We start from the raw sequence: 12315 nt of genomic DNA, 5'->3' as shown, positions 1-12315 counted from the left end.
GGTTAAGGGTTACGTTGTTAAGGATAAGGGCTTAGCCCTAGATCAATGTTATTGCTCGAGAGGAGCTAGATCTGGGTTAAGTCATATAAAGGAATTAAAAAAGGATGTTGAGTTATGACCACAATGCGTGAGCCAAAAGCTGAACAAGCAACCCATGAGTTGCAACGCAAGCTCTCTAATCGTCATTTACAATTGATTGCAATTGGCGGAGCTATTGGTACAGGTTTATTTATGGGTTCAGGGAAAACCATCTCCCTCGCTGGACCTTCAATTTTACTGATCTATATGATTATTGGTGGTATGTTCTTTTTCCTCATGCGTGCATTAGGTGAAATTCTACTCTCCAATTTACATTACAGATCTTTCATCGATATGGCACATGATTTAATTGGTCCTGCAGCGGGCTATTATATCGGCTGGTCGTATTGGCTGGGTTGGGTCTTGGTTGGTATTGCTGACCTTGCTGCTATTATTAATTATCTGAATTTCTGGTTACCGCCAGATATGGCATTTACTCCCATAGGGCAAGCGTTGATCAGTGCAGGTTGTGTATTATTTGTACTTGGACTGAATCTTTTAACCGTAAAGCTATTTGGTGAAATTGAATTCTGGTTTGCACTGATCAAAATTTTAGCCATTCTAGGCTTGATTGTGATTGGTGGTTTTATGGTATTCAGTCATTTTCAAGCTCCCCAAGGTTCAGTTGCCAGCTTTAGCAATGTCTGGGCGCATGGAGGCATGTTCCCGAAAGGCGTTAGTGGTTTCTTGGCGGGCTTCCAAATTGCATTATTTGCGTTTGTTGGTGTGGAATTGATTGGAACCATGGCGGCTGAAGCTAAAGATCCAGAAAAGAACTTACCGAAAGCGGTGAATGCAATTCCAACCCGAATCATTCTGTTTTATGTGTTGGCGTTATTTATTGTCATGTCGGTGACGCCGTGGAATCAGATTCCAGCGGATCAAAGCCCATTTGTGAGCTTATTCTTACATGCGGGTATTCCAGTTTCTGCCATCATTATGAACTTAGTGGTACTGTCTTCCGTCATGTCTTCGATGAATAGTGGCGTGTTTTCGACCAGTCGCATGCTGTTTGGTTTATCTCGCGGTGGTCAAGCACCTAAAGGTTTGGGTGAATTATCCAGTCGTGCGGTTCCAGCCAAAGGTTTGTTATTTTCTTGCATCTTTATTATGGCAGGTGCAGCGCTACAGTACTTTGTACCGAACACCGTGGAAGCCTTCACCTTGGCAAGTTCATTGTGTGTAATTCTATTTATCAGTATTTGGGGACTGATTATGGTGTGCTATTTACGCTACCGTAAACTGCGTCCTGAATTACATGCACAATCGAAGTTTAAAATGCCAGGTGGGGTGTGGATGTCTTATGTGGTATTAATCTTCCTTTTCTTTACCTTGGTCATTTTAAGTTTAGAACCCGATACTTTACGAGCCTTAATCATTAGCCCAGTGTGGTTAATTATTTTGGCCACTACGTATCGTGTGTTGTATTTACCACGTGTGAAAAAACGTATGTTAGGACAGCAACTCGATAACTAAGTAAAACTGATTTTTGCTAGCGATATTTGAGAGAAAGCCCTGCACATGCAGGGCTTTCTTTTTGTTTGAGCTAAATAAATGGGCTCTAATGAAGTGTTAGATAATTGTATGATTTTATGTACAAAAGCTGTTTAAATCAGATGGTTTAACTTTTAATGAAGCACTTTAAAATTCTAACAACGGTCTATGCGTAATTATAAAATCGACATTCTGCGCGGAGTGTCCATCCTTTTGGTGCTGATTCACCATTTCAATATTCCGTATAAATTACACGATACGTTTCTAGGTATCCTAATTGGAGGCGAAAGCTTAAGTACCTTAATTGCAAGGAATGGCAACTATGGTGTGACCATATTTTTTGTCATTTCGGGCTTTTTGATTACCCAGCATACCTTACAACGTAGTGGATCTTTGGCGCAGATTAAGCTGAAAGATTTCTATATCCGCCGTATTGCCCGAATTATGCCATGTCTGGTGTTATTGGTTGCGCTGGTGAGCGTGCTCGGAAGTTTCGGGTTGCAACCCTTTATCAACCAGTCGCCGAATGGTGTAGAGGTGTCCTATGCCGTGACCATCTTTTCTGCTTTGAGTTTCTGGATGAATCTATTGATTATCAAATACGGCTGGGTCAACTATGCCTTGGGCGTATTGTGGTCTTTATCGGTTGAAGAGGTTTTCTATTTAGCATTTCCTGTACTGTGTTTAGCACTTGGTCGAGGCAAAGGCTTTATTGTTTTTCTACTCGCAATAATCGCTTATGCACCATATTTTCGTGCTTTACATTTTGGCGAGGAAAGCGGCGCTTATTTGTATCATTATTTCTCTAGTTTTGATGGCATTGCGATTGGCTGCCTCACTGCAATGTATGCACAGCATTTTAAAGTTGCCATTTACCGTCCAAGAGTGATCGTTATTGTGAGCGTATTGCTGATGGTTGCTTTATATTTTTATGCACCGATCAAAGAGCTGAGTACATGGAGTATCAGTGTATTTGCGTTACTTACAGCGTTACTGATATTTTGCTTTGCACAAGATCCCAAAGTTAAACCTGTCTCATACGCAGCACGGAGCTTGGTCTGGATTGGACAGCGTAGCTATGAAATGTATCTGTTTCATTTGATTATTCTCGGCTTAATGAAAGTGGTGTATTTCCCCAAAGAAACTGTAGCGACTGAAAAGCTGCTGTTGTTACCTGTTTATTTTATCGCAGTATTTATTATGAGTTGGGCGATTGAAAAGTATTATTCGACTCCACTCAATTTAAAAATTCGACAAGCTTGGATACGGTCGTAGCACGGGTCTTTAGATGCGCTGTTGATTTATTTTTAGACATTAAAAAGCCCCGAATCAATCGGGGCTTTCATTTCGGGGATTCTAAAACGTTGGTTTAACCACGACTAAAATCACTACAGCAAGTAAAATTAGGGTTGGCATTTCATTAAAGAAACGCCAGAACTTGTGTGACTTGTAATGGGCGTTACCAATCAATTTCTTACGGTAATAACCGCAGACAAAATGGTAAATCACTAACAGTCCAACCAAGCCAACTTTCAGGTAAAACCATAAGGCTTCGTGGTAGTGGCGCGTTGCATCGCCCCAATCCACCAAGAAGTGTGCCGTGATCAATGTCGCAATCATCGATGGCCACATAATGCCACGGTACAATTTACGTTCCATGACCTCGAAACGTTGATGACTGACGGCATCATCACTCATGGCATGGTAAACATAGAGCCGTGGTAAGTAGAACAATGCTGCGAACCAACATACCACGGCAATAATATGTAATGCTTTTACCCACAAAAAAGCATCAGAAGGAGCATCCATCAAGTCACCCTAAAATGGGCGGCTTAGCCTTCCCACTTTTTGAAAATGAGACATGCATTTACGCCGCCAAAACCGAAACTGTTACTCATCACAGTATTCAATTTTGCGTCACGTTTTTCAAGCACGATATCAAATGGTTTTGCGCCTTCATCCAGTTCAGTCACGTTGATGTTTGGTGCAATAAAGTCATTTTGCATCATCAGTACTGAGTAGATCGCTTCTTGTACACCAGCAGCACCCAAGCTATGACCTGTCATTGACTTGGTCGAGCTAAGTGGAGGAACTTGACCTTCACCAAATGCACGTTCCATTGCTAATAATTCAGTCACGTCACCCGCAGGTGTCGACGTACCATGCGTATTCACATAGTCAATCTTGTCTACGCCGTGTTGTTTTGCTTCTTCTAGTGCCATAAGTACACAACGTGTTGCGCCTTCACCAGATGGCGCAACCATGTCTGCACCATCACTGTTTGCAGCATAGCCCACTACTTCGGCTAAAATGTTGGCACCACGTGCTTGAGCGTGTTCAAGCGATTCAAGTACCACGAAACCGCCACCGCCAGCAATCACAAAACCGTCACGGTCAGCAGAGTACGGACGAGAAGCTGTTTCTGGTGTGTCATTGTACTTCGAGCAAAGTGCGCCCATCGCATCAAACAACAAACTTTGAGACCAGTGATCTTCTTCACCACCACCTGCAAGCATTAAGTCTTGTTTACCGAGTTGAATCAGGTTGTAGGCATAACCAATAGCATCAGCAGAGGTTGCACAAGCGCTAGTAATGGTATGAGCAACACCTTGCATTTTAAATGCTACGCCTACGTTCGCAGTGATGGTGTTCGACATGTTACGTGGCACGAAGAAAGGACCAACTTTACGCGCACCTTTAGTGTCGAGTAATTCTTTCATTTCAATGACAGATGCTGTTGAACCACCACCTGAACCGCCTGCAATACCGTAGCGAGGATTGCCACCAATTTGCTCTGCGGTCAGACCTGCGTTTTCTACCGCAGCAACTGCAGCGTTATACGCATACATTGCACATACGCCCATAAAGCGTTTTAATTTGCGGTCAATGTGGTCGAAATTTTGTTCTGCTGCTGCGCTGATGTGACTTTTGAAATTAAGTTCAGCATAAGTCGGGTTAAAACGTGTTCCAGAAATCCCGTTTTGCAATGAATGAGTGACATCTTCTAAAGTGTTACCGATGCATGAGTTGATACCCATACCAGTAATTACAACACGTTTCATCTACAGATCCCTTATATGGTGATATTTCGCATGACTATATGCAATCAGGGGAGAGCCTTTATGCTACAAGTCTTCATATGTTTGATTTGCAATCATGATAGCAGAAAGAATTTTGAATTCTTATGGCAAATATGATGTGTATTTGGAAGAAAGGAAAAAAGTGAATTTAGGCAAAGTTCTTAACTAAAAGAAACAGTTTGATGTTGAGATAAACTTAGACTATACCTAGTATTTAGCGAGAAATGAAAGAATTGAACAAGAAGGGTCTAGAATGACAGAAGCTAATAATAAACAATCAACAGGATTCCTCTCAAATGCCTTTGGAGTGGCTAAAAAGCTCAGCCAAACTGGAATCGATGTTTTGCAACATGTTGCACCAGGCTCTATTTCGGCTTATCCGCAAGGCGCGGGAAATTCAGCGTTTATTGAGGGCAAAGCTGATTCTAAATCTGCTTTTGAGACCAAAAAATATCAAGATGCACAGCAGATTTTACGAGAACATTTTCCGCAAGTTTCCCGACAACTTTTAGGGCGTCATTATTCAAAAGTGAATAATGTGGCGAATTTTGTAGCGCCACAGTATACCGACAAAATTAGCGACTATTTTTTTGAAAAACTGAATGCCTTTAGTTCAGATATCAGTTCTGTCGACGACGTTTTAGATCAGGCTGGGGTGCGTGATCTGGAAAGCTTAACGCAAGATATTGATCGCTCTAAACGGATTAGTCAGGCTTTAGCAGAACAAAATAAATGGATTGCATCTTTACAAGGCCTGCTTACAGGGGCAACGGGAACCATTGGCTCAAGTGTCGATATTCCATTGTCTTTAATTTTGTCACTGAGAACCATTTATCAGGTCGGGCGATCTTATGGCTTTGAACTGAATAAAGATACTGAACAAGAGATTATTCAATTTATTTTTAAACAAATTGATTTAGGAATTATTGCAGAGAAGCAAGCCTTATTAATGGCGGTTAAAACCGTGTCTAAAATGTTGCAAACACATGATATTGGGCAGTTGCAGTATTTATTGGGCTCAAGCAATGACATTGAAATGCTTAGAAAATGGCTACACAATGAACAGGGCGATTATAAATGGGCTTGGATGAATAAAGTCCCGAACTATAGCTTCCTAAGCAAATTGACGCCTGTTGCAAGTGCGACGTTAAGTGCAGTATATAGTTGGAAGCTCATAGAGGATGTCAATCAAAAAGCACAAGTGGTTTTTGCTCAAGCACGTCAATATATCCAGCAACATAAAGACCTCGAACTCTCCGTGGTCACTGCGTATGAACGTTCATTGGCATTATTGTCACAAGCGACACCAAAACTATTTACCGAAACGGTTCAACCAAGTTTGCTTGAGGCAGAGTCCATCAGTCCTGTCGTTGAGACCACATTGGAAAATAATAAAAATATTACCAAAGTCTATGTAAAGAAAAAAACTACGCCAAAACCAAGCCATGAAGCGGAGCAACAACAGCAAATTGAGCAGGGTTTAGAAAAATTGGCGAATCATTTGGTTGAACCACAGGCAGAAGTAAAGCTTCAACAGCCTGCATTAACCTCAAGTAGTGATGCTATAGAGGTTGTTGTGGATGGTGTTTCGGAAAAAATTGAAAACCCTTTGGCAGAGCCAATAGTGGCTGCAAAGCGTCCACGTAAGGTACCTACAAAAAGGGTTACAAAAAAGCCAATCCCACCGAATGAAAAATAAATCTCGAAAATTGTTCAAAAAATGTCAAGAAAAGCAAGATGGTTTACGGATAAGCGGTTCTCGAATGTTGACCATTTTTGCATCTTGACTTACAATTGCATGCCCTCAAAAAAGTAGTATTTTTTGGGGCTTTTTATTAACGGGAGAATTGCCATATGGCAACAACAAATCAGTTGATCCGCAAGGGTCGTACGACTTTAGTTGAAAAATCTAAAGTTCCTGCGTTGAAGGCTTGTCCACAACGTCGTGGTGTTTGTACACGTGTTTACACAACTACACCTAAAAAACCTAACTCAGCAATGCGTAAAGTTTGCCGTGTTCGCTTAACTTCTGGTTTTGAAGTTTCTAGCTACATCGGTGGTGAAGGCCATAACCTACAAGAGCACAGTGTTGTTCTTATCCGTGGTGGTCGTGTTAAAGACTTACCAGGTGTACGTTACCATACCGTTCGTGGTTCTTTAGACTGTGCTGGCGTGAAAGATCGTAACCAGTCACGTTCTAAATACGGTACTAAACGTCCTAAGAAATAATCTTTCGAGATTAAAATCTTAGTTCATTAGAACTGCAATCCTTTATCGTCTCGCTTGTCTGATTTCTGCATTTATTTTGTGAAATTCAAGCGACGTGTAGTAAGGCCAGCGAAGGTACATGACACTTTGTACCACTGCTGGATTAACCTGAAGTGTCATATCTATAGGTAGTTTAAAATGCCAAGACGTCGCGTAGTTGCTGCTCGTGAAATCCTTCCGGATCCTAAGTTCAGTAGCCAAACAATCGCTAAATTCATGAACCACGTAATGCAAGATGGTAAAAAATCTATTGCTGAAAGTATCGTTTACGGTGCTTTAGACCGCGTTCAAGAAAAAAACAAAGTAGACCCAGTTGAATTTTTCGAGACTACTCTTGAAAAAGTTCGTCCTATGGTCGAAGTAAAAGCTCGCCGTGTTGGTGGTGCTACTTATCAAGTACCTATGGAAGTGCGCCCATCCCGTCGTACTGCCTTGGCTATGCGTTGGTTAGTAGATGCTGCTGCTAAGCGTTCTGAAAAAACTATGGCTTTACGTCTTGCTGGTGAGTTGCTTGATGCAGCTGAAGGTAAAGGCGCAGCTGTTAAAAAACGTGAAGATGTGCACCGTATGGCTGAAGCCAACAAAGCCTTCTCTCACTACCGTTTCTAAGCGGATAAAACAGGCCTTAATCAGGACAATGACCATTATGTTTTCACATAATTGTCATCAAATCGCTTTAAGTTGCTAAGCAGCTTAAAGCGTCCTGTTTTAACAACAAAATTTAGGAATGCTAGAAATCATGGCTCGTCAAACTCCAATTTCTCGTTACCGTAACATTGGTATCTCTGCGCACATTGACGCAGGTAAAACAACTACGACTGAACGTATTTTGTTCTACACAGGTGTATCTCACAAAATTGGTGAAGTACATGATGGTGCAGCAACAATGGACTGGATGGAACAAGAGCAAGAACGTGGTATTACCATTACTTCTGCTGCGACAACTTGTTTCTGGTCAGGTATGAGTAGCCAATTCCCACAACACCGTATCAACGTAATTGACACCCCGGGACACGTAGACTTCACAATCGAAGTTGAACGTTCTATGCGTGTTCTTGACGGTGCGTGCATGGTTTACTGTGCAGTAGGTGGTGTACAACCTCAGTCTGAAACTGTATGGCGTCAGGCTAACAAATATAAAGTGCCTCGTTTAGCATTCGTGAACAAGATGGACCGTACTGGTGCAAACTTCTTCCGTGCTGTTGAACAAGTTAAAACTCGTTTAGGTGGTAATCCTGTTCCTATCGTTGTGCCAATCGGTGCTGAAGATACGTTTGCAGGTGTTGTTGACCTTATCGAAATGAAAGCGATTATCTGGGATGAAGCATCTCAAGGTATGAAGTTCGAATACGGCGATATTCCAGCTGACCTCGTTGATATTGCTAATGAATGGCGTACCAAGATGGTTGAAGCTGCTGCTGAAGCTTCAGAAGAATTAATGGACAAGTACCTCGAAGAAGGCGATCTTTCTAAAGAAGACGTTATCGCTGGTTTACGTGCTCGTACATTAGCATCTGAAATTCAAGTAATGCTTTGTGGTTCTGCATTCAAGAATAAAGGTGTTCAACGTATGTTGGATGCTGTAATTCAATTCTTACCTTCTCCTACAGAAGTTAAAGCAATTGAAGGTGTTCTTGACGATAAAGCTGAAACTAAAGCATCTCGTGAAGCATCTGACGAAGCTCCGTTCTCTGCGTTAGCGTTCAAAATCATGAACGACAAATTCGTAGGTAACTTGACATTCGTACGTGTTTACTCTGGTGTTCTTAAACAAGGTGATCCTGTTTATAACCCAGTTAAATCTAAGCGTGAACGTATCGGTCGTATCGTGCAAATGCATGCGAACGAACGTCAAGATCTTGATGAAATCCGTGCAGGTGATATCGCAGCGTGTGTAGGTCTTAAAGACGTTACAACGGGTGATACATTATGTGATGAGAAAAACGTCATTACTCTTGAACGTATGGAATTCCCAGAGCCAGTAATTTCATTGGCTGTTGAACCAAAAACTAAAGCTGACCAAGAAAAAATGTCAATTGCTTTAGGTCGTTTGGCTAAGGAAGATCCATCATTCCGCGTTCGTACAGATGAAGAATCTGGTCAAACCATTATTGCTGGTATGGGTGAGCTTCACCTTGACATCATCGTTGACCGTATGAAGCGTGAATTCGGTGTTGAAGCGAACATTGGTAAACCAATGGTTGCTTACCGCGAAACAATCAAAAAGACTGTTGAGCAAGAAGGTAAGTTCGTTCGTCAAACAGGTGGTAAAGGTAAATTCGGTCATGTATATGTTCGTTTAGAGCCTATGGATGTTGAAGAAGCTGGTAAAGAATACCAATTCGCTGAAGAAGTTGTCGGTGGTACTGTACCTAAAGAATTCTTCGGTGCGGTTGATAAAGGTATTCAAGAACGTATGAAGAATGGTGTCTTGGCTGGTTACCCTGTTGTGGGTATCAAAGCGACATTATTTGACGGTTCTTACCACGATGTCGACTCTGACGAATTGTCGTTCAAAATGGCTGGTTCTTACGCATTCCGTGATGGTTTCATGAAAGCAGATCCTATCTTGCTTGAACCAATCATGAAAGTTGAAGTAGAAACTCCAGAAGACTACATGGGCGATATCATGGGTGACTTAAACCGTCGTCGTGGTATGGTTCAAGGTATGGACGATTTACCTGGTGGAACTAAAGCAATTAAAGCTGAAGTACCATTGGCTGAGATGTTTGGTTACGCGACTCAAATGCGTTCTATGTCTCAAGGTCGTGCGACTTACTCTATGGAATTTGCTAAATATGCTGAAACTCCACGTAACGTGGCGGAAGGCATTATCGCTAAGTTCCAATCTGGCGGTAAAAAAGGTGACGACGAGTAATCTTTCGATTACTATAAGCCCAAACTAATTTTTTAGTTAATAACCAGTTGCTCATGCAGTGATCCTGCATGAGTAGTTTAAAAAGGAAAATCAAATGGCTAAGGCTAAGTTTGAACGTAATAAGCCACACGTGAACGTGGGCACAATCGGTCACGTTGACCATGGTAAAACTACTTTAACTGCTGCGATTGCAACTATTTGTGCAAAAACTTACGGCGGTGAAGCGAAAGATTACTCACAAATCGACTCTGCTCCTGAAGAAAAAGCACGTGGTATTACAATTAATACTTCACACGTAGAATACGATTCTCCAATCCGTCACTACGCTCACGTAGACTGCCCGGGCCACGCCGATTATGTTAAAAACATGATTACTGGTGCTGCTCAGATGGACGGCGCGATCCTTGTGTGTGCTGCGACTGACGGTCCAATGCCACAAACTCGTGAACACATCCTTCTTTCACGTCAGGTTGGTGTACCTTACATCATCGTATTCTTAAACAAATGCGACCTTGTTGACGACGAAGAATTACTTGAATTAGTGGAAATGGAAGTTCGTGAACTTCTTTCTACTTATGACTTCCCAGGTGATGACACTCCAGTTATCCGTGGTTCTGCTCTTGCTGCGCTTAATGGCGACGCTGGTCAGTACGGTGAGTCTTCAGTTCTTGCTCTTGTTGAAGCGCTTGACTCTTACATTCCAGAACCAGAACGTGCAATCGACAAAGCATTCTTAATGCCAATCGAAGACGTATTCTCTATCTCTGGCCGTGGTACAGTAGTAACTGGTCGTGTAGAAGCTGGTATCGTGAAAGTAGGCGAATCAGTTGAAATCGTTGGTATCCGTGATACTCAAACAACGACAGTTACTGGCGTTGAAATGTTCCGTAAACTTCTTGACGAAGGCCGTGCGGGCGAGAACTGTGGTGTTCTTCTTCGTGGTACTAAGCGTGAAGACGTACAACGTGGTCAAGTACTTGCTAAACCAGGTACAATCAAGCCGCATACTAAATTCGACGCAGAAGTATACGTACTTTCTAAAGAAGAAGGTGGTCGTCATACTCCATTCCTTAACGGTTACCGTCCACAATTCTATTTCCGTACGACTGACGTAACTGGTGCAATCCAATTACAAGACGGCGTTGAAATGGTAATGCCTGGTGATAACGTTGAAATGTCAGTAGAATTAATCCACCCAATCGCAATGGACCCAGGTCTACGTTTTGCGATCCGTGAAGGTGGTCGTACAGTTGGTGCTGGTGTTGTTGCGAAAGTAACTGCATAATCACTTATTGTGTGAAAAAAGCGCTCCTTTGGGGCGCTTTTTTTATGCTTATAAAATGTATAAATTTCAGGCTTTTTTATTCTGCATGAGCGTTTTTTTGCGTGTACCTATATAACCGATAGATCAATAGTTTCTATTAAGATAAAAATAGAATCATAAAAATTGTTAGACAATTTTCCTGTAAAACTGTCCTTAACTGATACTTCCTTGACCTTATCTGCCCTTATCGCTTGTGGTGAAAACCGTAATATTAGAATTAACAAAAACAAGCATAAAGATAGTTAGACCTTATGGGTCTGTAGGAGTCTCAGGATGAATGCTAAGGTAAAAATTACCAATCGTGCAGGTGCAAGTTTCCCTGTCCGTCGTATGAATTTTAATTTTGAAAACGTGCCTGAATATTGGATGAATGGCTCGGCAGGGTTAACGCATTTCATGACGGCCTTGTCTGCGCTTTTTCCAGCAGGTGAGCAATTTTTCATTGATAGTGTGCGTGCTGTACGTTATCACCCTGTCATTAAAGATAATGAGGTTCTGCAAAAGGAAATCAGTGCCTTTATTGGGCAGGAAGCCATGCACACACAAGAACATGTTGGTTTCAATGCTTCAGCTCAAAAGTATGGGCATGATGTAGCAAGCTTGGAAAAACAAACCGATAAAGTCATTCAAGGCTTTCGTAAGACAGCAGTCATTCTGTTTAAACCAGCCGGTATCACGCAAGAAATGATCGACTTAATGGGAACCACTGCTTTAGAGCATTTCACAGCAACGATTGCCTCGCAATTGCTAATTAATCGACATATTCAAGCATTGATGACAGATGAAACCATGTCGACCATGTGGTACTGGCATGCAATTGAAGAAAATGAACATAAAGCAGTGGCCTATGATGTATTTGAAGGGGTATTTGGCACAGGAGTAAAAGCCTACCTTGCTCGTTGTGGATCGTTGATTGCTGCTATGGCCACTTTGTTTTTTGTGCAAAGCTATTTTGTCTTTCGCTTACTAAAGCAAGACAATCAACTCAATTTTAAGGCATTAAAAGATATCTACATTTATGGTTATAGCCCATCGAAAGGAATTATTACGGGGATGGGACGTGAAATGTTGGCGTACTTTAAACCGGGGTTTCATCCTAATCATTTAGATACGGTAAGTTTATTAGCCAATTGGAAAGCAAAATTAGGATTGTAAAGTCTTATTGTGAGCTTTAAAGACTGCAGGGATATTAA

10 protein-coding genes are annotated in these 12315 nt (G+C 41.7%); 8 read left to right on the top strand and 2 right to left on the bottom strand.

Features of this window, described 5'->3' with window-relative positions:
• Positions 1-123 precede the first annotated feature (123 nt).
• On the top strand, positions 124-1554 hold the full coding sequence (locus E0H82_RS03020; RefSeq protein WP_165492914.1) for an amino acid permease: 1431 nt from the start codon (positions 124-126) through the stop codon (positions 1552-1554).
• A 186-nt stretch (positions 1555-1740) separates the two neighbouring features.
• Positions 1741-2847 carry an acyltransferase family protein gene (locus E0H82_RS03015; RefSeq protein ID WP_131262929.1) on the top strand — a complete coding sequence of 369 codons (1107 nt, stop codon included), beginning with the start codon at positions 1741-1743 and terminating at the stop codon, positions 2845-2847.
• An 81-nt stretch (positions 2848-2928) separates the two neighbouring features.
• Here the strand turns inward: E0H82_RS03015 and hemJ are convergent, their stop codons facing one another.
• Both hemJ and E0H82_RS03005 read right to left on the bottom strand, forming a co-directional pair.
• Positions 2929-3381, bottom strand: coding sequence for a protoporphyrinogen oxidase HemJ (gene hemJ, locus E0H82_RS03010; RefSeq protein ID WP_131262928.1), 453 nt, complete (start codon positions 3379-3381; stop codon positions 2929-2931).
• Between the two features lie 23 nt (positions 3382-3404).
• Complete coding sequence (locus E0H82_RS03005) at positions 3405-4634, bottom strand: beta-ketoacyl synthase N-terminal-like domain-containing protein (RefSeq protein ID WP_116762748.1); 1230 nt, start codon at positions 4632-4634, stop codon at positions 3405-3407.
• 271 nt (positions 4635-4905) lie between these two features.
• Here E0H82_RS03005 and E0H82_RS03000 point away from each other — a divergent pair, with 271 nt between their 5' ends.
• From E0H82_RS03000 to E0H82_RS02975, 6 genes are all read left to right on the top strand, one after another.
• Complete coding sequence (locus tag E0H82_RS03000) at positions 4906-6351, top strand: EcsC family protein (RefSeq protein ID WP_131262927.1); 1446 nt, start codon at positions 4906-4908, stop codon at positions 6349-6351.
• 155 nt (positions 6352-6506) lie between these two features.
• Entirely contained in the window at positions 6507-6881 is a 375-nt protein-coding gene (gene rpsL / locus E0H82_RS02995; protein WP_002050319.1) for a 30S ribosomal protein S12, read from the top strand.
• Positions 6882-7058: 177 nt separating this feature from the next.
• Positions 7059-7529: a 30S ribosomal protein S7 gene (gene rpsG, locus E0H82_RS02990; RefSeq protein WP_016167282.1), complete on the top strand. Its 471-nt coding sequence runs from the start codon at positions 7059-7061 to the stop codon at positions 7527-7529.
• Positions 7530-7659: 130 nt separating this feature from the next.
• Positions 7660-9798, top strand: coding sequence for an elongation factor G (fusA, locus tag E0H82_RS02985; RefSeq protein WP_131262926.1), 2139 nt, complete (start codon positions 7660-7662; stop codon positions 9796-9798).
• 94 nt (positions 9799-9892) lie between these two features.
• Positions 9893-11083 carry an elongation factor Tu gene (tuf, locus tag E0H82_RS02980; protein ID WP_131262925.1) on the top strand — a complete coding sequence of 397 codons (1191 nt, stop codon included), beginning with the start codon at positions 9893-9895 and terminating at the stop codon, positions 11081-11083.
• A 312-nt stretch (positions 11084-11395) separates the two neighbouring features.
• Positions 11396-12277, top strand: a complete 882-nt coding sequence (locus E0H82_RS02975; protein WP_131262924.1) for a metal-dependent hydrolase — start codon at positions 11396-11398, stop codon at positions 12275-12277.
• Positions 12278-12315 lie beyond the last annotated feature (38 nt).

Source organism: Acinetobacter sp. ANC 4910, assembly GCF_004331035.1.
GTDB lineage: Bacteria > Pseudomonadota > Gammaproteobacteria > Pseudomonadales > Moraxellaceae > Acinetobacter.
This window is presented reverse-complemented; position numbering and strand designations above follow the sequence as displayed.

What these genes read in the sequence shown, in the direction of transcription:
- rpsL (WP_002050319.1), top strand. Translation starts at nt 6,507, where the DNA reads ATGGCAACAACAAATCAGTTGATCCGCAAGGGTCGTACGACTTTAGTT.
- tuf (WP_131262925.1), top strand. Translation starts at nt 9,893, where the DNA reads ATGGCTAAGGCTAAGTTTGAACGTAATAAGCCACACGTGAACGTGGGC.
- rpsG (WP_016167282.1), top strand. Translation starts at nt 7,059, where the DNA reads ATGCCAAGACGTCGCGTAGTTGCTGCTCGTGAAATCCTTCCGGATCCT.
- E0H82_RS03015 (WP_131262929.1), top strand. Translation starts at nt 1,741, where the DNA reads ATGCGTAATTATAAAATCGACATTCTGCGCGGAGTGTCCATCCTTTTG.
- E0H82_RS03000 (WP_131262927.1), top strand. Translation starts at nt 4,906, where the DNA reads ATGACAGAAGCTAATAATAAACAATCAACAGGATTCCTCTCAAATGCC.
- hemJ (WP_131262928.1), bottom strand. Translation starts at nt 3,381, where the DNA reads ATGGATGCTCCTTCTGATGCTTTTTTGTGGGTAAAAGCATTACATATT.
- E0H82_RS03005 (WP_116762748.1), bottom strand. Translation starts at nt 4,634, where the DNA reads ATGAAACGTGTTGTAATTACTGGTATGGGTATCAACTCATGCATCGGT.
- fusA (WP_131262926.1), top strand. Translation starts at nt 7,660, where the DNA reads ATGGCTCGTCAAACTCCAATTTCTCGTTACCGTAACATTGGTATCTCT.
- E0H82_RS03020 (WP_165492914.1), top strand. Translation starts at nt 124, where the DNA reads ATGCGTGAGCCAAAAGCTGAACAAGCAACCCATGAGTTGCAACGCAAG.
- E0H82_RS02975 (WP_131262924.1), top strand. Translation starts at nt 11,396, where the DNA reads ATGAATGCTAAGGTAAAAATTACCAATCGTGCAGGTGCAAGTTTCCCT.